Origin of the sequence: Nocardia sp. NPDC049220 (assembly GCF_040647855.1) — a bacterium.
Taxonomy (GTDB): Bacteria; Actinomycetota; Actinomycetes; order Mycobacteriales; family Mycobacteriaceae; genus Nocardia.
Map to the genome: position 1 here is coordinate 685,722 of NZ_JBEZDA010000002.1, position 24,582 is coordinate 710,303.

At 67.3% G+C, this 24,582-nt stretch carries 22 protein-coding genes; 12 read left to right on the forward strand and 10 right to left on the reverse strand.

Going from position 1 to position 24,582, the window contains the following annotated elements; translation table 11 throughout:
- Nucleotide 1 precedes the first annotated feature (1 nt).
- Nucleotides 2–721, forward strand: coding sequence for a lysoplasmalogenase (locus AB0C34_RS10200; RefSeq protein WP_357069534.1), 720 nt, complete (start codon nt 2–4; stop codon nt 719–721).
- On the opposite strand, the gene AB0C34_RS10205 is transcribed toward AB0C34_RS10200, so the two are convergent.
- Both AB0C34_RS10205 and AB0C34_RS10210 read right to left on the reverse strand, forming a co-directional pair.
- Nucleotides 705–1,151, reverse strand: coding sequence for a DUF3592 domain-containing protein (locus tag AB0C34_RS10205; protein ID WP_357070125.1), 447 nt, complete (start codon nt 1,149–1,151; stop codon nt 705–707). The genes AB0C34_RS10200 and AB0C34_RS10205 overlap by 17 nt on opposite strands.
- A 61-nt stretch (nt 1,152–1,212) precedes the next feature.
- Nucleotides 1,213–1,791 (reverse strand): Uma2 family endonuclease, encoded by a 579-nt coding sequence (locus tag AB0C34_RS10210; RefSeq protein WP_357069536.1) that lies wholly within the window; start codon nt 1,789–1,791, stop codon nt 1,213–1,215.
- A 197-nt stretch (nt 1,792–1,988) separates the two neighbouring features.
- On the opposite strand from AB0C34_RS10210, the gene AB0C34_RS10215 reads away from it, so the two are divergent.
- Nucleotides 1,989–2,675, forward strand: coding sequence for a TrmH family RNA methyltransferase (locus tag AB0C34_RS10215; RefSeq protein ID WP_357069538.1), 687 nt, complete (start codon nt 1,989–1,991; stop codon nt 2,673–2,675).
- Nucleotides 2,676–2,950: 275 nt separating this feature from the next.
- Nucleotides 2,951–4,036 (forward strand): glycoside hydrolase family 76 protein, encoded by a 1,086-nt coding sequence (locus AB0C34_RS10220; protein ID WP_357070127.1) that lies wholly within the window; start codon nt 2,951–2,953, stop codon nt 4,034–4,036.
- Between the two features lie 15 nt (nt 4,037–4,051).
- Here the strand turns inward: AB0C34_RS10220 and AB0C34_RS10225 are convergent, their stop codons facing one another.
- Nucleotides 4,052–4,753 (reverse strand): DedA family protein, encoded by a 702-nt coding sequence (locus AB0C34_RS10225; protein ID WP_357069540.1) that lies wholly within the window; start codon nt 4,751–4,753, stop codon nt 4,052–4,054.
- A gap of 4 nt (nt 4,754–4,757) precedes the next feature.
- Nucleotides 4,758–5,414, reverse strand: a complete 657-nt coding sequence (locus AB0C34_RS10230) for a VTT domain-containing protein (protein WP_357070129.1) — start codon at nt 5,412–5,414, stop codon at nt 4,758–4,760.
- Nucleotides 5,415–5,665: 251 nt separating this feature from the next.
- Here AB0C34_RS10230 and fbaA point away from each other — a divergent pair, with 251 nt between their 5' ends.
- Both fbaA and AB0C34_RS10240 read left to right on the forward strand, forming a co-directional pair.
- Nucleotides 5,666–6,748 (forward strand): class II fructose-bisphosphate aldolase, encoded by a 1,083-nt coding sequence (fbaA, locus tag AB0C34_RS10235; RefSeq protein WP_357069542.1) that lies wholly within the window; start codon nt 5,666–5,668, stop codon nt 6,746–6,748.
- A gap of 213 nt (nt 6,749–6,961) precedes the next feature.
- Entirely contained in the window at nt 6,962–8,440 is a 1,479-nt protein-coding gene (locus AB0C34_RS10240; RefSeq protein WP_357069544.1) for a DUF4185 domain-containing protein, read from the forward strand.
- Between the two features lie 13 nt (nt 8,441–8,453).
- On the opposite strand, the gene AB0C34_RS10245 is transcribed toward AB0C34_RS10240, so the two are convergent.
- Both AB0C34_RS10245 and AB0C34_RS10250 read right to left on the reverse strand, forming a co-directional pair.
- On the reverse strand, nt 8,454–9,524 hold the full coding sequence (locus tag AB0C34_RS10245; protein WP_357069546.1) for a fused (3R)-hydroxyacyl-ACP dehydratase subunits HadA/HadB: 1,071 nt from the start codon (nt 9,522–9,524) through the stop codon (nt 8,454–8,456).
- Nucleotides 9,525–9,623: 99 nt separating this feature from the next.
- Nucleotides 9,624–10,493 carry a hypothetical protein gene (locus AB0C34_RS10250; protein ID WP_357070131.1) on the reverse strand — a complete coding sequence of 290 codons (870 nt, stop codon included), beginning with the start codon at nt 10,491–10,493 and terminating at the stop codon, nt 9,624–9,626.
- 1,252 nt (nt 10,494–11,745) lie between these two features.
- Between AB0C34_RS10250 and AB0C34_RS10255 the strand changes: the two genes are divergently transcribed.
- The 3 genes from AB0C34_RS10255 to AB0C34_RS10265 are packed head-to-tail and all read left to right on the forward strand — an operon-like array spanning nt 11,746 to nt 14,284.
- On the forward strand, nt 11,746–12,627 hold the full coding sequence (locus AB0C34_RS10255) for a hypothetical protein (RefSeq protein WP_357069548.1): 882 nt from the start codon (nt 11,746–11,748) through the stop codon (nt 12,625–12,627).
- Nucleotides 12,628–12,679: 52 nt separating this feature from the next.
- Nucleotides 12,680–13,123 carry a DUF3151 domain-containing protein gene (locus AB0C34_RS10260; RefSeq protein ID WP_357069550.1) on the forward strand — a complete coding sequence of 148 codons (444 nt, stop codon included), beginning with the start codon at nt 12,680–12,682 and terminating at the stop codon, nt 13,121–13,123.
- A gap of 12 nt (nt 13,124–13,135) precedes the next feature.
- Nucleotides 13,136–14,284 carry an FUSC family protein gene (locus AB0C34_RS10265; protein ID WP_357069552.1) on the forward strand — a complete coding sequence of 383 codons (1,149 nt, stop codon included), beginning with the start codon at nt 13,136–13,138 and terminating at the stop codon, nt 14,282–14,284.
- A 137-nt stretch (nt 14,285–14,421) separates the two neighbouring features.
- Here the strand turns inward: AB0C34_RS10265 and AB0C34_RS10270 are convergent, their stop codons facing one another.
- The gene (locus tag AB0C34_RS10270) at nt 14,422–15,204 is read right to left on the reverse strand and encodes a site-2 protease family protein (RefSeq protein ID WP_357069554.1); all 783 of its coding nucleotides are present in this window, start codon (nt 15,202–15,204) and stop codon (nt 14,422–14,424) included.
- Nucleotides 15,201–15,860, reverse strand: coding sequence for a hypothetical protein (locus AB0C34_RS10275; RefSeq protein ID WP_357069556.1), 660 nt, complete (start codon nt 15,858–15,860; stop codon nt 15,201–15,203). Before AB0C34_RS10275 ends, AB0C34_RS10270 begins: the two co-directional genes overlap by 4 nt.
- A 282-nt stretch (nt 15,861–16,142) precedes the next feature.
- On the opposite strand from AB0C34_RS10275, the gene AB0C34_RS10280 reads away from it, so the two are divergent.
- Nucleotides 16,143–17,432, forward strand: a complete 1,290-nt coding sequence (locus tag AB0C34_RS10280; RefSeq protein ID WP_357069558.1) for an adenylosuccinate synthase — start codon at nt 16,143–16,145, stop codon at nt 17,430–17,432.
- 111 nt (nt 17,433–17,543) lie between these two features.
- Nucleotides 17,544–20,147 carry a LuxR C-terminal-related transcriptional regulator gene (locus AB0C34_RS10285; protein ID WP_357069560.1) on the forward strand — a complete coding sequence of 868 codons (2,604 nt, stop codon included), beginning with the start codon at nt 17,544–17,546 and terminating at the stop codon, nt 20,145–20,147.
- A 553-nt stretch (nt 20,148–20,700) separates the two neighbouring features.
- Here the strand turns inward: AB0C34_RS10285 and AB0C34_RS10290 are convergent.
- Nucleotides 20,701–21,336 (reverse strand): MGMT family protein, encoded by a 636-nt coding sequence (locus AB0C34_RS10290; protein WP_357069562.1) that lies wholly within the window; start codon nt 21,334–21,336, stop codon nt 20,701–20,703.
- A 49-nt stretch (nt 21,337–21,385) separates the two neighbouring features.
- On the reverse strand, nt 21,386–21,802 hold the full coding sequence (locus AB0C34_RS10295; RefSeq protein ID WP_357069564.1) for a hypothetical protein: 417 nt from the start codon (nt 21,800–21,802) through the stop codon (nt 21,386–21,388).
- Between the two features lie 63 nt (nt 21,803–21,865).
- Between AB0C34_RS10295 and AB0C34_RS10300 the strand changes: the two genes are divergently transcribed.
- Together AB0C34_RS10300 and AB0C34_RS10305 are read left to right on the forward strand one after the other, a co-directional pair.
- Entirely contained in the window at nt 21,866–23,371 is a 1,506-nt protein-coding gene (locus AB0C34_RS10300) for a PLP-dependent aminotransferase family protein (protein ID WP_357069566.1), read from the forward strand.
- A 718-nt stretch (nt 23,372–24,089) separates the two neighbouring features.
- Nucleotides 24,090–24,509, forward strand: coding sequence for a YbaB/EbfC family nucleoid-associated protein (locus AB0C34_RS10305; RefSeq protein ID WP_357069568.1), 420 nt, complete (start codon nt 24,090–24,092; stop codon nt 24,507–24,509).
- Nucleotides 24,510–24,582: the final 73 nt, after the last annotated feature.

Here is a 24,582-nt window from a genome sequence, read left to right on the forward strand (position 1 = left end):
GATGCGACCGTTGCGGGCCGCATTTCTCGCTGCGGCGGCCATTACCGTCTACGGTGCCGTCACCGGGCGAGAAAAGGCACAGTGGTTCGCGAAACCGCTGCTGATGCCGCTGCTCGCGGCTGACGTCGCCACCGAGGGCAACTCGTTGACGCCCGCTGATCGCACCATCTTGATCGGGTCGCTCGGCGCGGCGACGGTGGGGGACATCCTGCTCATCGACCCGGATGACGACCGGCGGTTGATCGCGGGCGCGTCGTCGTTCGCCGTAATGCAGGTCGGCTACGCGACACTGTGGTGGCGGATGGGCGGTCGACCTACCGCCGAGGTCGTGGTGCCGCGGATGGCCGCATGGCTCGGCGGGGCCGGGTTGCTGCGGGCAAAAGCGCCATCGGTGGCCGCGCCGCTCACGGCGTACGGCGTCACGCTGGGGACCGCCGCTGTGCTGGCCTCGGATCCCGCGCTGGCACCCGCGGCGAGAAACCTTGCCGGAGTGAATGTTCCCGGCACGGATCCGCGCAGTCGACTGGGACTCGGTGCGCTGCTGTTCACTGTCTCCGACGGACTCATCGTGCTCCGGCGGTTATTCGCGCGCGGTGAGCGGGCCCGCCGGGTGACAGAGGGCGCGATCCTGGCAACCTACGCGGCCGCTCAGTATCTGCTCACCGACCCGAAGGCGCATGGGGAGGTGGCCGTTGCGGCAACGGTCACAGCATCAGAATGATGCGATCCCGGTTCGCTGGATCGACGCGGATCGAGATGGTCTCGCCGACCGCGAGCCGGGCGGTATCCGCCGGTGTCACATCGAAAATCACAGTTCCCCGGTAACTCTCGGAACCCGGCACAGTCAACGCCAGGTCCAATTCGGTGAGTTCGGTGTGATGGTCGGTGCGCTGCAGCGGATGCACGCCCTCGACGGTCGCCCAGCCTTCCAGGCCATGTCGACAGAGTCGCCGGTCCGCCTTCGATGGCCGACCCGCCAGGATCATCCCGATCCCGATGCACGAACCGAACAGCCCGACCAGCGCGATGACTTGATACGGCGCGGTCCCCGGTGGCGTCCGGTCCACCACCCACCCCAGCCACAACGCGAGCAATACCAGGTACCCGGCCGTCACCCCGAGCACCGTGCGCAATATCCGCGCGTGATCCATACCAGCCTCCACCCCGACTGCCATACCTCCAGAATAGGCGCGTAGCGGCGAGATATCGGCGCTATGGGACCACACGATTGCTGGTCAAGGCGGTGATGTCGATCGTGATCGGGGTCCCGGCGAGAACCAGTGTCCCTCGCTCACGGTGTTCAGCCATTAGTTCGTAATTGCCGTCGATCAGCTGGTAGCCGATCAGGCTGGCCGGCTCGTCGAGATCGACCAGCCAGTAATAGCGGATGCCGGCGTCGGCATACTCGAAGAATCTCGTTACTCGATCGGTGCGCTTGGATCCGACCGAAAGGATCTCGACGGCCAACAGAAGATCGACTGCTTTCCAACGAGGCAGGTTGGCGTCGATACCCGCCGCGGGCACGGCGAGTAAGTCGGGAACGCGAATGGTCGGGTACGGCCCCGAATCGATCACCACTTCTGATTCGGTGAGCACGCCATGACTGCTGGGGACTTGCGGTTCCAGTTGCGCGGCAAGACGCCAGATCGCGCGCTGATGGAGCGACACCGGCCTCGGTGACACGACAAGAACCCCCTCGACGAGCTCATAGCCGCGGCTGCTGTCTTCAGGCAGCGCGATCCAGTCCTTCAAGGTCAGCAGATGATCGGGCCATTGCACTTCGACGGTCAACGCTTCCTCCCTCCCCACACGGGCACCGCGTGTGGATAGTCTCGCACAGGTAGCTGACCCAACAGAGCGAACTCGGCTCTCGAGTCGCGATTCCGCCAGCTCGTAGCGATGGCGGGTGTTCGAGGGCGGCAGGTCGAACTCGGTGCAGATGTCGCCTCCCGTTCTGGGTGCCGCGGCTCGGAATTAGCATCGTCGACGTGAGTTACCCAGTGCCGGATGTGGCGGAACAGGACCTACCCGGGCCGACGGAGTGGGGCGCGCATCCGCATGGCGTCGGCCCGTGGGCGGACGAGCACGCCGAGCCGCCGCCGGACGATGCACGCCTGGACCCCGAGCTGCTGGCCCGCGGCGACCGTCGCAATGTGGTCGACGCCTACCGGTACTGGACCCGTGCGGCGATCGTCGCCGACATCGACCGGCGCCGGCACCCGTTCCACGTCGCGATCGAGAACTTCGGTCACGACGCGAACATCGGCACCGTGGTCCGTACCGCGAATGCCTTCGCCGCCGCGGCCGTACACATCGTGGGTAGGCGACGGTGGAATCGCCGCGGCGCCATGGTGACCGATCGCTACCAGCACATCGAACACCACGCAGACATCGGCGAACTGCTGGCTTTCGCCGAACGCACCGGTCTGACCGTGGTCGCCGTCGACAACGTGCCCGGCTCGGTTCCGCTGGAGACAGCCGCGCTACCGCGTACCTGCCTGCTGTTGTTCGGTCAGGAAGGCCCGGGCGTCACCGAGCATGCCAAAGACGCCGCGACGATGACGGTGTCTATCGCGCAGTTCGGTTCCACCCGCAGTATCAACGCGGGCGTGGCCGCCGGAATCGCGATGCACGCGTGGGTCCGTCAACACGCCGACCTCGCGACGGCGTGGTGAGTTCGCAGGCCGGCTCGCGCCGTGTACCGGGGATCTTCCTGCGTCGGGGCGTGCCGGAACGATTTCACATCACTTTCGTAACAAATCGGGCGCATAAATATGTCCGGTCCTGGCACCATTGACCCATGACCTCGCGGAGCGACGATATCGAGGTGGCGCGCGCGCAGCGCGGGGATCGGCCCCCGCCGTCCGCGGCACCGCGTCCGCCGGCCCGTTGTGCACAGCCGGGCCGCAACGCCACTGTGCCGGCGGCATTGTGGTCCGAACGGGCGGACATGGCCGAATCCGCGATAGTTTCGCGCCACTTGCGCCCGCTGTGGGCGTTGCCCGGCTCGGAGTTGGGGGTCGTCGGCTGGCCCGCGACCAAGCGGGAGCGGGTTTTCGGTTCATGGCACTACTGGTGGCAGGCGCATTTGATCGACTGCGCGACCGACGCTGCCAACCGGGTCCCGACTCCGGTGCGCCGCAAGCGGATCGCCGCACTCGCGCGCTCCCATCGCATCCGCAATCTCACCGGGTGGACCAACCGCTACTACGACGACATGGCCTGGCTGGCGATCGCGCTGGAACGCGCTGAGCGCACCCAGGGCACCGATGTGCGCAGCGCGCTGGTCGCGCTGGAGAAGAAGTTGTTCGCGGGCTGGGAGCCGCAGACCGGCGGCGGCGTGCCATGGCGCGTCGGTTCGGATTATTTCAACGCCCCCGCCAATGGGCCGGTCGGTATCGCCCTGTTACGGCTCGGGCGGATTCAGCGCGCCCAAGAGACGGCCGACTGGCTGGATGAAACGCTGCGCGATCCGGAGACCGGGCTGATCTTCGATGGCATCCACCTGCCCTCGGGAGAGATCGAGCGGCCCGTCTTCAGCTACTGCCAAGGCGTGGTGCTCGGACTGGAAACCGAGTTGGCGGTGCAGACCGGCGAGGCCAGACACACCGACCGGGTACACCGGCTGCTCGCCGCCGTCGAGGAGCACATGACCACCGACGGCGTCGTGCACGGTGGCGGCGGTGGCGACGGCGGATTGTTCAACGGCGTTATGGCGCGCTATCTCGCGGTGGTGGCGGTGATGCTGCCCGGCGAGGATCGGCAGCAGGTGGCCGACCGCCGCGCCGCCGCCGCGATCGTCCGCGCGTCGGCCACAGCGGCCTGGGCGAACCGGCTGGAGGTCGAGGGCGAGCCGTTGTTCGGGTACGACTGGGGCAAGCCCGCCAAACTTCCGGGTGGTAGCGCGGGAGCGGGATCCTTCACCGCCGGCGGTTCGGTGACCTCGTCGCAGGTCCCGGAACGCGATCTCTCCGTGCAGCTGTCGGGTTGGTTGCTGATGGAGGCCGCCCATCTGGTCAGCGCGGCGGGACTCTGACCACCCCGCCGCCGCTCAGGCCTCGGTATTCAACGCGCCGGTCGGTGCGCCTTCGAACGCGAATTCCTCTGCGGGCTGGGCCATTTCCTGCCGATAGTGCCGCACTCCCAGCACCGTCCCGACAATCAGGCCGACCACGAGCGTGCCGATGACGATCGGCATCAGCCAGGACACGCGCTCCAGGAAACTGCCCGCGTAGTAGCCGATGAGCAGCAGCACCGGTGCCCAGATGATCGCGCCGACGGTACTGGCCACAGTGAACTTGCGATGGTCCATCCGCGCGGCGCCCGCCACCGACGGGCACAGTGTGCGCACCCACGGAATCCACCTGGCGATCAAAACCGCGACGAAACCGTGTCGATGCAACAACTCCGCGACCCGTTGCAGGTTGCGGACGTTGATGTATCTGCCGTTCTTGCGGGCTACCAGATGGTGTCCGGTGCGGTGTCCGATCGCGTAGCCGACCTGGTTGCCCGCGACGGCCGCGACCATCGCGCCGACCGACAACGCCCACACGTGCGCTTCACCGGACGCGTGCGACGCCATCACGATGCCCGCGGTGATCAGCATGGAGTCGCCGGGCAGGAACAGGCCGAGGATCACGGCGCATTCCAAGAAGACGAAGGTCAACACCACTGTCCAGACGAGCGCTGGGCCCGCCGACAGCAGCGGATCGAAACTGCCCACTGCTAGGAGGGGCGACGACGCCGTGGACACCGGCTCAGCGATGGGGGTCGTTCATCGACGCGGTCAGCTGCGGCTCAGCTCTGTCCACGTCGGGTGTGCCACGGTTGAGCAACTTGCGCGCCACCGCTGTGATGCCGGGCAGGACCGACACGAACACGATGAGCAGGAAAATCCCCTCGATGTTGTCCCGAATGAAGGCGACATTGCCGAGGAAATAACCCAGGATCGTGATACCGCCGCCCCACAGGACCGCGCCGACGATGTCGAAGGCGACGTATTTGCGGTAGTCCATCTTGGACACTCCGGCCAGCACGGGCATGAAGGTCCGCACGATCGGCACGAACCGGGCCATGATGATCGTTTTCGGGCCGTGCTTCTCGAAGAACTCGTGCGTCTGGGTCACGTAATGCTTCTTGAAGAAACGGGTGTCCTCTTTGTGGAAGAGCGCGGGCCCGATCGCCCGGCCGATCCAATACGCGCATTGGTCACCGGCGAAGGCGACCAATGCGGTGGCGGGCACCAGCACCCACACCGACACCGGCGGACTCGGCTGCGCCGAAAGCAGACCGCCGGTGAACAGCAGCGAATCGCCGGGCAGGATCGGGAAAAGCAGACCGGTCTCGATGAAGACGATCACCAGGATCGCCGGGAGCACTGCGTTCTTCAGCCACGTCTCCGTAAGCAGGTGCATCGGATCCAGCAATTCGGTCAGCGCGATATTGCTCGTCACCGATTCCGTCGCTGCCTGCAGAATCACATGGCCTCCTGTCCCGATACGGCTGGTCTGTATCGCTTGCCACCGCGTCGGAAGCTGCCAGCGCAATTACCGGTCTCACAGTACCGGTAATACCTGAGAAACCTCGCGCCGAGCGCGAAACTACCTGCCGGTCGACGGTGCACTCCCGCCCTGCACACCAGGCGCAACACTGCTGCCTTAGGGTGATGGCTGACAAAACAGGTCTTAGCCGCAACAACACGGAGGTCTTAACTGTGCCCATCGCGACTCCGGAGGTCTACGCCGAGATGCTCGGTCGGGCCAAAGCCAACTCCTTCGCTTTCCCGGCTATCAACTGCACGTCGTCGGAGACGATCAACGCCGCGATCAAGGGTTTCGCGGATGCGGGCAGTGACGGCATCATCCAGGTCTCCACCGGTGGTGCGGAATTCGCGTCCGGCCAGAATGTGAAGGACATGGTGACCGGTGCGGTCGCACTGGCCGAGTTCGCGCACGTCGTCGCCGCGAAGTACGACGTGACCATCGCGCTGCACACCGACCACTGCCCGAAAGACAAGCTGGACCGCTTCGTGCGTCCGCTGATCGCCTTGTCTCAGGAGCGGGTCAACGCCGGCCGAAACCCGCTGTTCCAGTCGCACATGTGGGACGGCTCCGCGATCGCGATCGACGAGAACCTGGCCATCGCGCAAGAGCTGCTGAAGGCCACCCACGCGACCAACATCATCCTCGAGGTCGAGATCGGTGTCGTCGGTGGTGAAGAGGACGGTGTCGAGGCCGAGATCAACGAAAAGCTCTACACCTCGCCGCACGACTTCGAGAAGACCATCGACGCGCTCGGCGCGGGCGAGAACGGCAAGTACTTGCTCGCTGCCACCTTCGGCAACGTGCACGGGGTGTACAAGCCGGGCAATGTGGTGCTCAAGCCTGAGGTGTTGGCCGAGGGACAGCGCGTGGCAGCGGCCAAACTGGGCCTCGGCGCCGACGCGCAGCCGTTCGATTTCGTTTTCCACGGCGGCTCCGGCTCGCTGAAGTCCGAAATCGACGATGCCCTGCGGTTCGGGGTGGTGAAGATGAACGTCGACACCGACACCCAGTACGCGTTCACCCGCCCGGTATCCGGGCACATGTTCACCAACTACGACGGCGTGCTGAAGATCGACGGCGAGGTCGGCGACAAGAAAGCCTACGACCCGCGCAGCTACCTGAAAAAGGCCGAGTCCTCGATGGCGGCGCGGGTGGTCGAGGCGTGCCAGGATCTGAAGTCGGCGGGCCGCTCGATCGGCGCCTGATCCTGCCCTGCCCTTCAGCAACTCGGCGCAGATGAATCCGGATGCGTGCTCGGGCCCGTGCGACTGCCCTCGGCGAGGAGTCGGTGGCGGTCGGCGGGCCGGAGTCGCGATGAGTGCGTGCCGCATACCGGTGTGCGGCACTCGCACAGGGTAGGGTCGGTCCGCTGGTTCGTGGTTCGTGGCTCGTGACCGACGAATTTCGAGGGGGTTCCGGTGGCTGTGCGATGGATGGCCGTGTTCGGCGCGGTGGTTGTCGGCGCAGGGGCGTTGCTGTATGCCGACCGACCGGCCGCGGCGGCTCCGGAGTCAACCGAATCCGGACCTGTCCTTGGCGCATCCGGGACAGGTCCGTGCGCGACCGATCCGCGACCGACGCACGAGCGACTGGTGCCCAAGACGCTCGAAGTACCGATTCCGTATCCGGTGATCACTGTGCTTCCACCGCAGGTGCCGGAGCCCGCGCCGACGCGGACCCGGATGGAGTTGCCGCCGGACCCGTGCGCCGATCCGTGTCCGGATCTCACCGATCTGTCCAGTGCGCCCCCCGGTCTCGCTGCGCTGCTCGGCATTCCGGAAGTCCTGTTGAATCCCAAGCCTTTCCATTTCGCGATCCCAGGTCCGGGACCGGATCCCGGGCTGGTGCCGCCGCCTCCCGCACCGGTACAGCCGCCGGTCGAGCCCGCGGCGCTCTCGCCCGCCCGACCCGCGCCGCGCATCTCGCACGCGCACGAAGTGGCCAAACTGACCGGCGCGAACTCGGTGAACCGCACCGACAAGCGCTGGCAGGTGGACGGCACCGATCTCGGCATCATGTGGGAAAGCGCGCCGGGTGAGATCGCGAGCGCGTTCGGCGACACGGTCGGGCGTGGCTTCCACCCGCCCGGTGGCATGGGGATGGATTGGCGCAGCAACGTGCTGGCCTTCAGCACGGACCGGGATTTGGCCGACGGGATGACCTTCGATCGCATGGTCACCGACGACCGCTGCCACGCCGCCGAAGTGCTCTCCAGCCGCAAACTAGACAATGTCGAGGTCACCACCATTCCCACCGCCGGCTTCGCGCTCGGCGACCGGCAGTACCTGAGTTACATGTCGATTCGAACCTGGAACAGCATCCCCGGCACCTTCTTCACCAACTACGGTGGCATCGCCTACTCCGACGACCACGGCCAGACTTGGACCAAGGACCCGCACGCACGCTGGGACAACATTTTCGGTCTCGCTAATTTCCAAGTGAGCGCGATGGTTCCGGATGGCGACCACGTGTACATGTTCGGCACACCCAATACCCGCCTCGGCGCGGTCGGCCTGGCCAGGGTGCCCAAGGATCAGATCCTCAACACCACGGCCTACCAGTACTGGCACGACGGCAGCTGGACCCCGGCCGGCGGCGCCGCTTCGGCTTCGCCGATTGTGCATGGGCCGGCCGGTGAACTCTCGGTCCGCTACGACGGTGCCCGCGATGTCTGGCAGATGAGCTATTTGGACACGGCCAAGGCCGCCATCGTGGTTCGCGAAGCGAATTCACCCCAGGGAGTGTGGTCGGAGAGTACGCCGACAGTCACCGTGCAGGACTACCCGGAGTTGTACGGCGGATTCATCCATCCGTGGTCGTCCGGCTCGGACTTCTACTTCACCATATCGACCTGGAGCGATTACAACGTCTACCTGATGCGGGCCGTGCTCGACTGATCCGACCGCTCGGTCAGCTGAACCGGACCTCGGCGAGCGCGCGCCCGAACAGTTTGCGACCTTCGGAGGTCCCGCCGAGCACGATGGTCGCGGTCCGAGTGCTCGGGTCGATCGATCTGATCCGGCCGGTGAAATCCACCGCGCTCGCCGCGTCCGCCGCCACCGGGACAAAGCCGGCGAAACGCACGCTGAACTTCCGGATGGCGGTCGGATCGCCCAGCCATGAGGTCAGATAGCCGCCGGCGAGGCCCATGGTCAACATGCCGTGCGCGACAACGGTCGGCAGCCCCACCACGTGCGCCGCGTGATCGCTGAAGTGGATCGGGTTGCCGTCGCCGGAGACGCCAGCGTAGTTGGCCAGGTCACCGCGGGTCAGGCGGAAGGTGTCGCCTGGCAGTTCGTCGCCGACGGTGAGCTGGTCGAAGGCGGGCAGTGTGTGCACCGGCGCGCTCGCGCGGACGGCGGGTTCGGTCAGCGGGCTGACGCCGAGCGGGATCAGCACCTCGCCGGCAGGCGCATCGGGTCGCGCCGTCCCGGATTCGGTCGGACGCTCCTGCATCATGATGTTCTCGACCACGTCGTTCAGCTTCGCGTCGACCTCGGCGCCGCGCCGCGCGACGATCGTCGTCGATCCGAGGATGGTGACCTCGCCGTGCTGGTTGATCAGCGCGAAACGCACCACGATGAAGTCGTTGTCGCCGAACTGACGGATCGACTCGATCAGGATCTCGCTGTCGAGCCGGTCCCCGGCGAGAATCGGCCGGTAGGTCTCGAAGACCTGGTCGGTCTGCAGGAACTGGGACAGGTCGTAGTCGGTGAGCACCGAATCCAACAGCGCCCGCGTCCCGGTCATACCGACCACCGATGCGAAGGTCGGCGGCGCGATGATCCCGTCGTAACCCAGTCCACGGGCGGCCACTTCCCGCTGATGCGCCACATGATGGTTCTGTACCGCACGGGCGAACTCCCGAACCTTCTCGCGGCCGACCTCGTAGTGATCGGGCACCCGGAACCGCTGTCCAGCCAGCTGCACCGTCTCTACCGCTTCGACACCCGGCCGCGCCATCGTTTGTTGCCTGCCCATAATCCGGGCCATGCTACTGCCGAACCGGACCACTGACCAGGTCTATGTGACATGCGCGACCAGGCATCGATGCACGTTTGCTATCGCGTGGCGCGGGAGCTACTGCGTGCCGGAGGGTGGATCGCAGACCTTCCATCCGTTGTCGGTGCGTTGCAGGTCGAAGGTGCGTGCGGACCGCTTCGCCGGGTCGGCCTCGGTATACACCGTGGCCTGCGCGATGGCGGTCGCGTCGGTAATGCGGACGGCATCGATGCTGCCGACCACCGGGATATTCTTGCGCTCCACCGATAGCTTGTGCACGCCGGCGAACTGGTCGGCGGGGATGCCCTGATAGAAGTCGTGCAGTGGACCGCAGGTGGTCTCGCGCAGACTGGACAGGTCGCCGGATTTCAGCGCCCGGGTGTAGTCGGTGATTGCGGCACGGACTTGGGCATCGGGGGAGTTGTCGCCCGAATTCACGACGAGCGCGACCATCACCGCGACGAGCACGAGCACCAGCGCACCCGCTGCGCCCGCGGCGATCAGCCATCGTTGCGGCCGCTCGGTCACCGCCGACGCGCCGCCAACGGTTTGCTGAGGTGGTGGCGCTATGCGCTGTGGCTGTGCCATCTGTCGAGGCTGGGGCGGCCTCGGACCTGCGAGCGAATGCGCAGGCAGAGTTTGCTGGACGTCTGCGGGCGAGGGGGCCGTCGCCACCTGCCGTGGCTTACCCGGCGGGGGTTGCGGTGCGGCATGGGTTTCGTCGCCCGGCCCCGGTGGGGGTTGCGGGGGCGCCGACGGCCCCTGCGGTCCGGGCTGCTTCGGCCCGGACGCCGGACGCGGTGTGCTCGGCGGTTTGGTGATCGGCACGGGCCCGCCGGCGGGCGCGACTACCCGATCGGTGCCCGGCTTGCCACCGCCGTCGGCGGGGCGTTGGATCGGCAGGACGACGGTCTTCTCGTCCTCCGGGTTGACCACCCGCATCGCCATGGTCACCGCGTCCGAACCGGGTGGGTTCGAATCATCCTGTGCAGCTGGCGTTTCGGTGCGCGTCCTGTCTGCCTCCTGGCCGCCGGGCTTGGTCGGTGGCTGCGGTCTGCGCATCACCACGGTCGCGGAGTCTTCGCCGCCCGACTGCCTGGGGGCGCTTTGTGCGATCCCCGCGGTCTCAGCCTCGGCGGCCGCGGTTCCAGGGCCGCCTGCTGTGGCGCCGGTTGCCGCACTTCCCGCGGCAGTGGGACTGCTTGCCGCCGGACCATCCTTCGGTTGCTGACCACGTGTTGTCGCGGGACCGCTTGGTGCTGCGGGGCTGTTCTTCGTTGAGGGTGTGTTCGGTGCCGCGGCGCCGCTCTTCGACGTGGGGCGGTCGGCTGACGTAGGCCCGCTCGGCGACACGGTCTTGCTCGCAGGCGCTGGTTTGCCCGCTGGAGTTTCGCTGTCCCGTGCCGAACTCGGGGCGGCCGCGCCCGCAGTAACGGCGGGATCCCCCGCTGAAGGCTGATCACGCGCTGTTACGGGGTTGCTCGCCGCTTTCGATTCCGGGGTGCCCGGTGCACCCGTGCCGCTCTTCGATGCGGTGCGGTCGGCTGACGACTGCTGATCACGTGCTGCCGTGGGGCCGCTTGCCGCGTTCGATGCCGGGGTATTCGGTGCTGCGGGGTCGCTCTTCGACGCGAGGCGGTCGGCTGACGTGGGCGCACTGGGAGGCGTGGTCTTGCGCTCCGATGTCGCGTCAGTTACCGGCGAACTCGCTGCTGCGGTTCCGGCGCCAGGCCGGTCGACGCCGCCGCTCACTGCGGCGGCTCGGTTCCGTTGTGCCGCAGCATTTTTCGAAGTGGACCCACTCGGTGAGGTCGGGTCGGTCGACGGATCCCGCGCGCTGTCGGCAGCCGCTTGGCCTCGCTTGATCACCTCGGTTGGTGGTTCGCTCGGTGCGGATCCGGCCCGCGACGCAGCCGCGGCGGATGTGGATTTCTCGTTGTCGCCGGCCTCTGCTGACTTCGCCGACGCGGCGGGCGTGCGGTCGATCGCCGCTGTTCGCGCGTCCGCACCGGCCCCGGGGGCGCGGTCCGCTGGGACGCTGGGCTTCGAATGTGGTTGTGCTGTGCCGGATTTGCGCCGCTCACCTGGGTTATCGGTGTCCGCCTCACCGGCACCCCCGGAGTCGGCTGCGCCCGCGCGCACCGCACCAGGGGCTGCCGCGTCGGGCCCGTGTGTGGCCCCCTGGGCGCGAGGGGCCGATGTGGAGGCGGTTACGTTCGACTTACCAGCCGCAGTCGTCGCAGGACTCGGCGATCCGGCGACACTCGGGTTCGCCTGGTGTGATTGTCCGGAAGCGGGCGTATTCGGGCCGTTCGTGCCAGGGGTGGGTGTTGTCGAACTTCCCGATCCGGCGGCATTGGGACGTGAGCCGGACGTGGCTCGGTTCGTTGCGCCTGCCGCCGCACCGGCCGGTGCGCGGGTCGAGTTGTCGACCGCGCCAACCGGTCCCGAGGCGGCGTTCGGGCCCTGCGACTTCGGGGTGGCAGCGTCCGTGCGGCCCGCGGGAGCGGATGTGGGGGAGCTGGCGCGGCCCGCGGATCCCGACTCGGAGGAGTTCGTGGTGGCCGCCGACTTGCGCACGCCGGCACCGGCGGCAGGGGTGTTCGTGGGATCGGAGGACGGTGCGTTCGTGGTATCCGCGCCGCCGGTCGCCGTTACGGCGTCCGGTGATGTCGCGCTATTCGGGCCGACGACCCGATCGGCACCCGTGGCGGCGCGCGTCTTGTCCGCGGTACCGACCCGGGGCACGCCGGATGGTGTGCCGCCAGCGGCCGCGGATGGTTTCGACCCCGCACCGGACTTGTCCGCCGCACCGCTTGCGGCGGCTGTGCTGCTCGCACCGCTCGCGGCGGCTGTGCCGGTCGATCCTTGCCGCGTCGACCCGCCCGCGGCATCCGGTCGTTGCCCGGCGGGCGGCTGCGTGGTCGCGGCCGGAGCGGTCCGATCGTCCTTTCCGGCGATCAGGGCACGTTCGGTGACGGCGTCGGCCCCGGCTGCGTCCGCCGGTCGGGCGCCATCCCGCGCCGGGATCTTCTCGTCGTTCGGGTCGGACACGCACACCCCTCGCTCGCGGAACAATTGAAGTCGACGGCCAGCCTAACGAGCAAATCGGCCAGCGGTGCACAATGAACCGCATGACCTCGTTCGGTGATCTGCTCGGACCGCAACCGGTACTACTACCCGAAATCTCCGATGCCGAGGATGCGCTCCTCGACAACGCCGATCCCGTGCGGGTCGCGGCGGACCATCCGTCTGCCTCGATCGCCTGGGCCTACCTCGCGGAGGCGGCGCTGACCCGTGGTGAAAGCCAGGACGAGGCGGTCAATCATGACATCGTCGCCGCCTACGCCTTCGCGCGCACCGGCTACCACCGCGGCCTCGACCTCCTACGTCGAAACGGCTGGAAGGGCTTCGGTCCGGTGCCCTGGAGCCATGCGCCCAATCGTGGATTTTTGCGCAGCGTCGGCGCATTGGCCCGTGCGGCCAAAGCGATCGGCGAGACCGAGGAGTACGCGCGCTGCCTGGATCTGCTCGAAGACTGTGACCCCCGTGCGGCCGCAGAACTCGGCCTCGACTGAATAACTGGATTGTTGATCGACCTGAATACTCGCATCGGCACGGTCCGGGCGAGCAGCATTGTCCGGCTGCGCTCCTCGTGGGCGCGGCTGCGGAAGTCGGTGCTACCGATCGTCCAGTGCGCGGTCGGCGCCGCGCTTGCCTGGTTCCTCGCGCATCACGTCATCGGTCACACGCTGCCGTTCTTCGCCCCCACGGCGGCGGTGGTGTCGATCGGTATCTCGTTCGGCGCCCGGCTGCGGCGCTCGGTCGAGCTGGTGGTGGGTGTCGCGGTGGGCATCGGCATCGGCGACCTGTTCGTTTCCCACGCGGGGACCGGCGTGTGGCAGATCGCGCTGGTAGTCGCGGTGGCGATGGCCGCGGCGGTGTTCCTCGACGGCGGTTCGATCATCACGATGCAGGCGGCGGGTTCCGCGGTGCTGGTCGCCACACTGCTTCCACCTTCGGCGGGCGGCGGCTTCTCCCGGATGATCGACGCGCTGGTCGGCGGCCTGGTCGGTGTGGTGGTCGTCGCCGCGATCCCACTGCATCCGGTGCGTCGCGCCAAAACGTTGGCCGCCGAAATCCTCGGCGTCATGGGCAAGTCGATCACCGAGTGCGCGGACGGACTGCTCGAGCAGGACCCGGAGAAGTTGCGCCGCGCGCTCGCAGCGGTCCGCGCGACCCAACCGCAGATCGACTCGTTGCGTGCCACGCTGGAGGGCGGCCGCGAGATCAGTCGCATCTCGCCGCTGTACTGGAACTCCCGTACGCGCCTGGAACGGATCAGGGCCACCGCGGATCCGCTCGACAATGCCGTCCGCAATACCCGAGTCCTGTTGCGGCGCTCGCTGTCGCTGGTCCTCGACGACGAAATCCTCGACCCCGGATTGATCGACGAGGTGGAGCGTCTCGGTCAAGCTGTCGACGTGGTGCGCCGCATGATGCTGGCCGAACCCGGCGAGCAGCCCGACCGTGCCGAGGCCGCCCGCGTGCTGCGCTCGGTCGCGAAGGCCGCGCGACCGGAATTGTTGGTGGGCGCGGGCCTATCCGCGCACGTCGTGTTCGCGCAGGTACGTTCGACGCTTGTCGACTTGATGCAGGTGTGTGGTCTGCAGCGGATCTCCGCGATGGCCCTGCTGCCGCCGACGGTCAAGAACCCCTACGTACCGCCCGTGTCCTGACCGGAACTACTCGGCGAGATTCGGACCGCACGCCGGGTGCGGTGACTCGCTCGCGGCCAGGTGAGTTCACCCGGTGATCTCCGATTCGCGCTATTGGTTTCCCGTCCGCGCACGCGCTCGTACCGAGCCGCATCAAATCAGGTCCAGAAGCGGGTCAGGTAGCTGCCGTATCGCGACCAGTTCGACGGAACGCCGGACAGTTCGAAAAGCGCGTACACCGCGTCGAAGAACACCTGGTTGACGGCGGGCGTGAACAGCAGCGCGAACAGGATCAGCATGCCGAACGGCTTGAACTGGTCGAGCGAACGTCGGGTCTGGTAGCTCAGCGATGGCTCGAGGATGCCGTAGCCGTCGAGACCGGGCAGCGGGATCAGATTCAGCAGCGCCGCCGTGATCTGAAGGAACGCAAGAAAACTCACGCCGAACCAGAACGCCGGATGCGAACTCGCGCTGCCTGCGAACCGGACGACCACCAGCAGCAGTGCCGCGCACAGCGCATTCACGGCGGGCCCGGCACCGCTGATGATCCGCTGTGTGCGTGGCGCGACGTTGTGGGTGTGCACATAGACCGCTCCGCCCGGCAGGCCGATTCCGCCGAGCGCGATGAACACCATCGGCAACACGATCGACAGCACCGGATGGCTGTACTTCAACGGGTTCAGCGTCAGATACCCGCGCAGTTCGACTTCGCGGTCCCCGGCCCGCCATGCCGTGTACGCGTGCGCGAATTCGTGCAGACACAGCGTGACGACCCAGCCGAACACCACGAACACGAACACCCCGACCTTGGCTCTGGTCGAGTCGAGTGCGGCGTCCCAGGCCAGCACACCGCCGACCGCCGTGAGGACGATCACGAGCAAAAAGACCGGGCTCGGCCGGATCGCGCGCCGCCTGCGGTCGATCGGGAACGGAGATGTCATCGGACCAGCAGCCACGACTCATGGTGCCGGTAGAAGCTCGAGCGGGGCACGGGTCGGTCGGCGCGGACACCGTCTCTGGTCACGATCGCACCGTGGGTGCCGAGCTGGGCGGCCCGCCCGTCGAGCCAGCGACGCTTGCGAATGCCCTTCTGCACGGTCGCCTGTACGCCGGGTAGTTCGAGACTCGGTGAGATGAGCATGGCCTTCACGTCGCCGGAGAACAGTTGGGTGTCGTCGACATACGCTTCGCCTGCCAGCTTCTCGTCGCCGACACCGGTGATTCGTGCCCGGCCGACAAGCACCTTGCCGGTGTCGTCCCTGATCAGTGGCGTTTCGACAGCGCGGCCCTCGATGGCGCGCTTGGCGGCGGCGTTGCCGGTACCGGTTTGGTAGACGCGAGAGCCGTGGGTCTTGTCGACCGGCACGTAGCCGATCTCCACGTGGAGCCGTTCGGTGCGCATCAAATGGGTGAGGACCGCGGCGAGTGCGGCGTCCTCACCGAGCACGATCAGACGGGGCAGGCTGTCGGCGGCCAGCACCGGAAGTAGTTCGTCGATTCCGGCGGGGTCGGGGATGGCGGCCGTCTGGGTGGTCGGCAAGGCCGCGAGTGCGATGGGAACGGGTGCGCCGTCGCAGCGGAGAACTCGGGTACTCAAGCTGCCGTACACACTCCTCGGTTCGAGCCGACATCGTCGAGCCCCTCGCCACTTCCGGGCGTACCTCGCGGTCCGCTCCCGTTTACGCCGCGCCGCCGCTCGGCGTGCCGTGCAACCATAGCCCCGCACGGCTTCGACCACACGGTTGTCGAGCCTACGACGAGATCCGACGCCGCGCCGCTTCGGACGGGTCGGCTAGACTGTGCTTCCGGCCACCGCCTCAATACGGCAGGTAGCTGCAACACGTCCAGTGTTGCCTGTCGAACCGTAGGAGACACGACCATGCCGGCTATCGTCCTCATCGGCGCCCAATGGGGTGACGAGGGTAAGGGCAAAGCGACCGATCTGCTCGGCGGCCGGGTGCAGTGGGTGGTCCGCTATCAAGGCGGCAACAACGCGGGACACACCGTGGTCTTGCCCAATGGGGACAATTTCGCCCTGCACCTGATCCCCTCTGGGATTCTCACACCAGGCGTGACAAATGTCATCGGCAACGGCGTCGTCGTCGACCCCGGTGTGCTGCTGGCCGAACTGGCCGGGCTGGAAGAGCGCGGTGTGGACACCGCAGGCCTGCTGCTGTCGGCCGACGCGCACCTGATCATGCCGTACCACGTGGCCATCGATAAGGTCACCGAACGCTTCCTCGGCAACAAGAAGATCGGCACCACCGGTCGCGGCATCGGGCCGTGTTATCAGGACAAGGTCGCCCGAGTCGGCGTCCGCGTCGCGGACGTGCTCGACGAGAAGATCCTCACCCAGAAGGTCGAAGCCGCGCTGGAGTTCAAGAACCAGGTGTTGGTCAAGATCTACAACCGCCGCGCGCTCGATCCGCAGCAGGTGGTCGACGAGGTGCTCGACAAGGCCGACAATTTCAAGCACCGCATCGCCGACACCCGGCTGCGGCTGAACCTGGCACTCGAGCGCGGCGAGACCGTGCTTCTGGAGGGTTCGCAGGGCACCTTGCTGGACGTGGACCACGGCACCTATCCGTATGTCACCTCGTCGAATCCGACCTCCGGCGGCGCGGCGGTCGGCGCGGGCATCGGGCCCAACCGGATCAATACGGTGCTCGGCATTCTGAAGTGCTATACCACCAGGGTCGGTTCCGGCCCGTTCCCGACCGAGCTGTTCGACGAGTTCGGTACCTACCTGGCCAAGACCGGCGGTGAGGTCGGGGTGACCACCGGGCGGGCGCGGCGCTGCGGCTGGTTCGACGCGGTGATCGCCCGTTACGCCACCCGCGTCAACGGCATCACCGACTACTTCCTCACCAAACTCGATGTGCTGTCCAGTCTCGAGACGGTGCCGATCTGCGTCGCCTACGACGTGGACGGCGAGCGGGTCGAGCAGATGCCGACCACCCAGACCGAATTCCATCACGCGAAGCCGATTTTCGAGCGGATGCCCGGTTGGTGGGAAGACATCTCCGGCGCGCGTACCTTCGAGGAACTGCCTGCGAACGCGCAGGCGTATGTGTTGCGTCTGGAGGAGCTGTCCGGCGCCCGGATGTCCTGCATCGGCGTCGGCCCCGGTCGCGACCAGACGATCGTCCGCCACGACGTCCTGGGCTAGAACCTGCTCGAGGTCGGTGTGGTCTGCGGGAATTCGTCGCGATCACGAACAATGGGGCCGGGCGTGTCTCGTGGGCTTCGATCATGATCGGTGAAGAACTACAGTGAGCGCATGGCTCGGAACTGGCCGATTATCCAGCGCGACAGTGAATTCGAGGCGATCAGTGCGGCGCTGACCGGTTCCGAGCAGGCCGGGGTGGTGCTCACCGGCGACGTCGGGGTGGGTAAGACCACGTTGGCTCGGCAGGCCACGTCCGCGATCGGCGGCACCATTCGTTGGGTGGCGGGCACCGAGTCGGCACGCAGCATTCCGCTGGGGGTGTTCGCGCATCTGGTCGGCGTCTCCACGGCGCACGATCCGGTGACGTTCATGTCCGCCGCGCGCGAGGCACTGCTCGCCGACGGGCACACCGTCATCGGTGTGGACGATGCCCATCTGCTCGACCAGCTCTCGGCCGCCTTGCTGTTGCAGTTGGCGATCGATAAGGCCGCGCATATCGTGGTCACAGTCCGCAGCGCGGTTCCGGTGCCCGACGCGGTCACCTCGCTGTGGAAAGACGGCCATTTGCTGCGCATCGATCTACGCCCGTTCACCGAGCGGCAGAGTGTGCAGCTGGTGGAATCTATGGTGGGCGGGCAGCTGGAGGGGTTCACCGCCAACCTGATGTGGGAGTCCTCTGCCGGAAATGCCCTGTTTCTCCGGCATGTGGTGGAGGGAGCGCTGGAGGCGGGCACGCTGCGTCAGGTCAACGGGGTGTGGCAACTGCGCGGCCGGACCGCGGTGACCTCGGAACTGGCCGCGTTGCTGGAGGACCGGGTCGAGCAGTTGCCCGAATCGGTGCTTCGGGTGCTGGAACTGCTGACCTTCTGTGAGCCGATCGATCTCGACGTGCTCGTCGAATTGGCCGGTGAGGACGCCGTGGAAGCGGCGGAATCTCGCGGCGTGATCCGGGTGGTCGAGAACGCGCATCACTTGGTCGTTCGCTACAACCATCCGCTGTTCGGCGAGGTGATCCGGCGCAGGCTCGGTATCGTCTCGGCGCGGCGATTGCGCGGTTGTCTGTATACCTCGCTCAAAGAACGGCCGATCAATTCCGCGGCTGACCGTATCCGACTGGCCGAATTGGCGTTGGACAGCGACAAATCCGCGGATTCGGCGTTGTTCGAGGCCGCCGCCGCCGACGCAATCGGGCTGGCGAACCTCCCGCTCGGCGAACGTTTCGCGCGCGCCGCGGTGCGGCGCGGCGGCGGCGTCGAGGCCGCCGATCTGCTGGCGCGGGCGCTGCTGTGGCAGGGGCATCGCATCGAGGCCGAGCGCATACTGGCCGGTTTCGACCCCGACCAACTCGACGAGGTACAGCTCGCGCGCTGGGGCAGCACCAGGGTGGCCAATCTGCTGTGGGCGATGGGCGATGCCGACGGCGCCGGCGACGTGCTGGCGCTGGTGCGCGGCAGACTGAAGCATCCGAAGATCGGGACGATCTTCGACGGTCTCGCCTCGGCGTCGGCGGTGAACGAGAACCGGATCGAGGACGCGTGCGCCGCGGCGGACGCGGTCATGACCATCAAGGGCGCGCCGCCATGGGCGGTGTGGTGGGCCGCGTTCGGCGGAGGCCTCGCGTTGGCGTTGATGGGCAAAGGCCAAGCGGCCAGGCGATACGCCGCGCGCGGTCGCGCAGTGGAAGAGCATATCGACGGGCTGAACCGTTTCATGTCTACGCACGCCGAAGTGCTCGCGCTGACTTTCACCGGCGATCTCGATGCCGCGCGTCGGTGTGCCGGAGCGTATTTCGGCTACTCCGCGCCGGGGCAGTATTTGGCGTGGGGCATGTCGAAGATCCTGCAGGGCACCGTCGACGTGGCGCAAGGCCGGTTCCCCGATGGTATCGAGCACTTGGAACAGGCGCTGGCCGCGCTGGCGGCGGAAGGCGCGGCCGCATGGATGTTCCCGGCAAGGATTCGTTTGGCCGAGGCCTACTCGGCGCTCGGCCGTGCCACCGAAGCCGCCGAGTCGATCGCTGAGGCCACCGCGCGCGGCGGACGGCACAGTGCCGTCTACGAGCCGCAACTCGAACTCGCTCGCGCCTGGCTCGCCGCGGCGGACGGCACCGTCACTCTGGCTGTCCGGATCGCGTTGGCCGCCGCCGACGCGGCGGCCGGATCGCAGCAACACGCGATCGAAGCGATGGCCCTGCATACCGCGGCCCGGTTCGGCGACCACTCGGTAGCGGCACGGCTGGCCGACCTGGCGGCTCGGGTAGACGGACGGCTGGTGCGGGCACAAGCGAGGCACGCGGTAGCGCTCGCCGCCCACGACGGCCCCGGCCTCGACGCCGCCGCGGCGGAGTTCGAGCACATCGGATCGATGCTGTCGGCGGCCGACGCGGCGGCGCAGGCCGCCTCGGCCTATGAGCGGGTCGGGGACCGGCGCAGACTGCTGGAGTGCGCTGCCAGGTCGAACCGCCTCGCCGTCGCGTGCGGCGGAGCGAGCACGCCTGCCCTTCGGAAGGCCGCGCGACCGTTGCCGTTGACCGCGCGGGAACGCGAGATCGCGAATCTGGTCGCGGCCGGGCTGTCCAACCGGCAGATCGCCGACCGCCTCACCGTCTCGGTACGCACGGTGGAGGGGCATCTCTACCGTGCCTGCGGCAAAGTGGACGTCACTGATCGCGATTCTCTCGGCGCTGTGCTGCGCGGTGAATCCAGACCCGGGTGAGAGTCTGCCGTACACAACGCCACCACGCGCGGGCGCGCCTTGTCCTCGCCGCGACGCCCTGATTGTTAGGCTGACGCGACCAGGGTTTTCTTCGGTGCGTTTGGGGACGGATGGTGCGGATTCTCATCGGCGTTTGTACGGTTGCGGCCGGGATGGCGTTGACGCTCGGCTGCTCCGACGGCCAGCGAGCGCCGATCCCCGGTACACCGTCCGCGATCAGCCCGATATCGGCGACCCCGAGGTCGGAGACCCCGCAGGAGCGAAGCTCCCGAATCAGACAGAAGCTCATAGAACTGGGGTGCGCGTCGAACTCCTGCATCCAGACGTACTTCGGCTGCGAGGACGGCTATATCACCGGAGATGCCTGCACGTTCTACCGTGAGCATCCGATCAACTGAACTGATGCCTGCGTCGGGGTGCCCGGCACCGGTCGGCCTGTGGTGCATGGCGGCCGGCTGTGGCTGAGTTTCGGAATCGACAGGACGGTGCCGACCGAACCTCGGCGCGGACTGTGGATCGGTGCCTTCGACGAAGACGAGCGCAGGCCTGCTGCTCAGAACAGCGTCGGTTCGCCGAACCCTGGTGTGCGTTCGATCGCCAGCAACCGCTGTTTGGTGTCGATACCGCCGGGCGCGGAGAATCCGTGCAGCGCGTGGTCGGCCGCGAGCACGCGGTGACACGGGATGATGAGCGGAATCGGATTGCGGCCCAGCGCCTGCCCGACGGCCTGAGCGGCGCCCGGCGCGCCGGCGCGTTCAGCGACCTGGCCATAACTGAGAGTGTGGCCGGGATCGATGGCGCGCGTCGCGTCGTAGACAGCGCGGTGGAACTGCGGTATTCCACTGGTGTCCACGGGAATCCACCGCAAATCGTCGAGTTCGCCAGCGAGGTGGGCACGGATGCCCGCGATCGCTTCGGCGATCGCGGCCGTGGGTGGCTGCTCGCGGACTTCCTCGTTCTGCTGGCCGGTGTGCGGGCGAGTGATCCGGACACGAGTCGCCGCCGGACTCGTTTCCGGAAGCTGGAACCGGATCACCGCCGATCCGCTCCACGCGATCGCGCAGTGGCCGATCACGGTATCGAACAGGGCTGCCGCCAAGTGGAGGCCGGTAGGCGCTGCCGGACGAGCGGGGGTCACCTGCGCGAGGGTGCTGCCGACCTCGGGGGCAGAGCGAGTGGAGTCACTCATGAGCCAAGTCTGCACCCAGGGACCGACAAGCTCGGGAATATCAGTCCAGTTATCGCCTACTGGACTTATTCGCATTGTCGAGTGTGCTGATCAACAGCGGCTTCACCGCGGGATCGGCCGGATCGATCACCAGCAATGGTGTGGCCTTGCGCGTGCTTCCGACGCACTGGACGGATGCGGTCGCACCGAGTTTGCGGCTCGGTCCGACCGGTGCGGACCCGCCGATCGGTCGCACTGCGTCCTCGATGTCGGGAAGGACCCGGTCAGGCACGTCGTTGCGACCGTATATCGCGGCGAGATCGGAGTATCTTCGCTGGTCGTCGTACTGTGAACGGGTCCAGTCGGCAATCGGTGCGTACGGGCGGAAAAGCTCGAGCCGGAAGGTCCGCTCGTCGCGTCTCGGTGTGAAACGATAGATCAGATAACTGGACAAGGCGGCGAACAGCAGGGTGGCGAGGGCGGTCATAGTGGACAGCGTGCGCCCAACTGGCCTTGCCAATAAATATCCAATCGGTCAATACTGGCCTGTATGGCGACGAGGGTGATCGGTGCGGGCAGCCTGGCTCGCGATCTGGGTAAGTGGCGGAACGAGGATGACGGCGAGGGTGATTCGACCGGGCGGCGGCCCGCGCGCCCGGCGTACCTGGCGCTCGCCGAGGGTATCCGGTTGCTGATCCATGACGGCCGCGCGCCGTTGGGCGTGGCGCTGCCCAGTGAGCGTGACTTCGCCGCGACCCTGGGCGTCAGCCGCACCACCATCACCTCCACGTACGCGCTACTGCGTGACCATGGCTACCTGATCAGCCGTCAGGGATCGCGCAGCACGGTGGCGCTGCCGCGTGACGTACAACACGATGGCATCAAGCCGGCCAGGAGCATCCTGGCGACGATGGGCTCGCCGGGGTTGCCGACCATCGACATGACCTACGCCGCCATGGCCGCTCCGCTGGAGATGCAGGAGGCCTACTCGACTGCGCTGGAGGGGATTCCGGCATATCTCGGGACGCATGGCATGGACCCGGTCGGTGTGCTCGCGTTGCGCGAGGCGATCGCCCGCCGCTACACCGCGCGCGGTCTGCCGACCGATCCCGACCAGATCCTGGTCACACTCGGCGCCCAGCACGGATTGCGCCTGCTGTTGAACGTGCTCACCGCGCCCGCCGCCCGGGTGCTCATCGAGCACCCGACCTATCCGAACGCCATCGAGGCCATCCGCGACGTCGGCGCCCGCCCGGTGCCGGTGCCGCTGCGCCCGGAAGACCCAGCGGGTGGCTGGGACCTCGACGGAATCCGCAGCGCCGCACGACAGACCGCGGCCACGCTGGCCTACCTGGTACCGGACTACAACAACCCGACCGGCCTGCTGCTCGGCGCCGATGGCCGCGCCGAGTTGGCCGCCATCGCCAGGGAAACCAGGATGACCATCGTGATCGATGAGTCCATGGCCGACCTCGGGCTCGGCACCGCAGCGCCGCCGCCTCCGGTGGCGACGTTCGCCAAGAGCGCGGAGATCGTCACGATCGGCTCGGCCTCGAAATCGTTCTGGGGCGGTCTGCGCGTCGGCTGGATTCGCACCAACCAGACGCTGATCGCCAAGCTGCTCGGCATCCGCTCCACGGTCGACCTCGGCACGCCCGTGATGGACCAGCTGGCGACGGTTCATCTGCTCGAGCACGCGGAGGTCATCCTCGATCGCCGCCGCGATCAACTGCGTTCGCAGCGCGCCGCTCTGCTCGATTCTCTTGCCGAAGAGTTGCCGGACTGGGGGGTGACCGTCGGTTCCGGCGGCATGTCGGTGTGGGCGCAGTTGCCCAGATCGGTGTCCACCGCGTTGGCCGCGACGGCGCCCAACCACGGGGTATTGCTCGCCGCAGGACCGAGATTCGGCGTTCAGGGCGCGTTCGAACGATTCCTGCGACTACCGTTCACCCACCCCGAGCCCGAATTGCGCTTGGCGGTCAAGGCGATTGCTTCCGCCTATGACGCGTTGACGCCACGCGCCGCCGATCCGTTGACGCCGCTGACCTGCTATTGATCGGAGCGACCGGTCCGACTGGGAGGATCCTCGCCGGCGGCACTTCCCCTCCGAGCGCCGCCGGGCACGACCGGCCCGCCACCCCTCGGGGCTGGCCCTCGTCGTGCGCGGGCGGCGTGCACAGGGCTGCACGGCGCCGAGGCCTCCAGCAAGCGAGGCGGTCAAGCAGTGGACCGGACGGGTGTCCGACGAAACCAGCTGCGCGTAGAACCGCCTGCGCGCCGACAGTATGTCAGCAAGACCACCGCACTGTCGAACCGGTTGGTATGTTCCAACTTTGAACTATCGACATCGATCCAATTGCTCCGGGAAGAATCTGGATCGCACGAACCGCGGCGGCCAGTCCGTCTCGAGCGTTCCCGGCATCTCCTGTGCACGAATCCGACCGGCTCCGAACCGCATACGGCACACCCGGCGTCCTGTCAGGTACGCCGCCGTGTCACACGTACCCGACGCGATTGAGCCGATGTGGTCGGGCCGCACCGTGCGGTGCAACGCGCCGACACTGGACGCGGGCTACGCGTGGTGCACTGATGATGCGTTCTGCGCGGGTTGTCCAGATCGGATGACCGACTGTGTCCTTGACTCACATGCGGTCACGGGCTCGCTGTTGTTCTGCTAATGGTGGAGTGCAGCGCTGGCAACGCCCGTCGGCGCACGGATGCGCAGGTTCGCCGCGGGACGAGGCACGGCGACTCGAATCGGGAAAGGTACACCGATGGATCACTGGGAGCGAGAAGAATTGCACTCGGCCACCTTCGGAATGCGCAAGCAGGTCGACCAGATGCTCGATGTGCTCGCCGAGCAGCGCGCGCGACTGGACGAGATCCAGCAGCAGCTGGTTACGGCGCAGTACACCGCGTCCTCGTCCGATGGCCTGGTGGAAGTGACGGTCGACTCTGCTGGTGTGCCCACCGAGGTGCGGTTCACCAAGGGTGCTCTGCGCAACACCGTCGATCAGCTGGGCCGGTCCACCACCGAGGCGGCGCGGGAGGCGGCGCGGCGTGCTCAGGAACAGGTGCGGCAGCTCGTCACCCCCATCGCCGCCGCAGCCGACGTGTTGCCGGACTTGCCGGATCTCATGCCTGGCGCACCCAGTCTGCGTGGGTCGCGGGACGGTCAGGGTGACTCTGGATAGATCGGTTCCCACCTCTGGCGGCTCGAGGCGGTGAAAGTGGGAGCAGAATAGGGAGCAATCACCGTATTCGGTT

What these genes read in the sequence shown, in the direction of transcription:
- AB0C34_RS10200 (WP_357069534.1), top strand. Translation starts at nt 2, where the DNA reads ATGCGACCGTTGCGGGCCGCATTTCTCGCTGCGGCGGCCATTACCGTC.
- AB0C34_RS10205 (WP_357070125.1), bottom strand. Translation starts at nt 1,151, where the DNA reads ATGGATCACGCGCGGATATTGCGCACGGTGCTCGGGGTGACGGCCGGG.
- AB0C34_RS10220 (WP_357070127.1), top strand. Translation starts at nt 2,951, where the DNA reads ATGGCCGAATCCGCGATAGTTTCGCGCCACTTGCGCCCGCTGTGGGCG.
- AB0C34_RS10230 (WP_357070129.1), bottom strand. Translation starts at nt 5,414, where the DNA reads ATGCACCTGCTTACGGAGACGTGGCTGAAGAACGCAGTGCTCCCGGCG.
- fbaA (WP_357069542.1), top strand. Translation starts at nt 5,666, where the DNA reads ATGGCTGACAAAACAGGTCTTAGCCGCAACAACACGGAGGTCTTAACT.
- AB0C34_RS10245 (WP_357069546.1), bottom strand. Translation starts at nt 9,524, where the DNA reads ATGGGCAGGCAACAAACGATGGCGCGGCCGGGTGTCGAAGCGGTAGAG.
- AB0C34_RS10250 (WP_357070131.1), bottom strand. Translation starts at nt 10,493, where the DNA reads ATGGCGATGCGGGTGGTCAACCCGGAGGACGAGAAGACCGTCGTCCTG.
- AB0C34_RS10260 (WP_357069550.1), top strand. Translation starts at nt 12,680, where the DNA reads ATGACCTCGTTCGGTGATCTGCTCGGACCGCAACCGGTACTACTACCC.
- AB0C34_RS10270 (WP_357069554.1), bottom strand. Translation starts at nt 15,204, where the DNA reads ATGACATCTCCGTTCCCGATCGACCGCAGGCGGCGCGCGATCCGGCCG.
- AB0C34_RS10280 (WP_357069558.1), top strand. Translation starts at nt 16,143, where the DNA reads ATGCCGGCTATCGTCCTCATCGGCGCCCAATGGGGTGACGAGGGTAAG.
- AB0C34_RS10285 (WP_357069560.1), top strand. Translation starts at nt 17,544, where the DNA reads ATGGCTCGGAACTGGCCGATTATCCAGCGCGACAGTGAATTCGAGGCG.
- AB0C34_RS10290 (WP_357069562.1), bottom strand. Translation starts at nt 21,336, where the DNA reads ATGAGTGACTCCACTCGCTCTGCCCCCGAGGTCGGCAGCACCCTCGCG.
- AB0C34_RS10295 (WP_357069564.1), bottom strand. Translation starts at nt 21,802, where the DNA reads ATGACCGCCCTCGCCACCCTGCTGTTCGCCGCCTTGTCCAGTTATCTG.
- AB0C34_RS10300 (WP_357069566.1), top strand. Translation starts at nt 21,866, where the DNA reads ATGGCGACGAGGGTGATCGGTGCGGGCAGCCTGGCTCGCGATCTGGGT.
- AB0C34_RS10305 (WP_357069568.1), top strand. Translation starts at nt 24,090, where the DNA reads ATGGATCACTGGGAGCGAGAAGAATTGCACTCGGCCACCTTCGGAATG.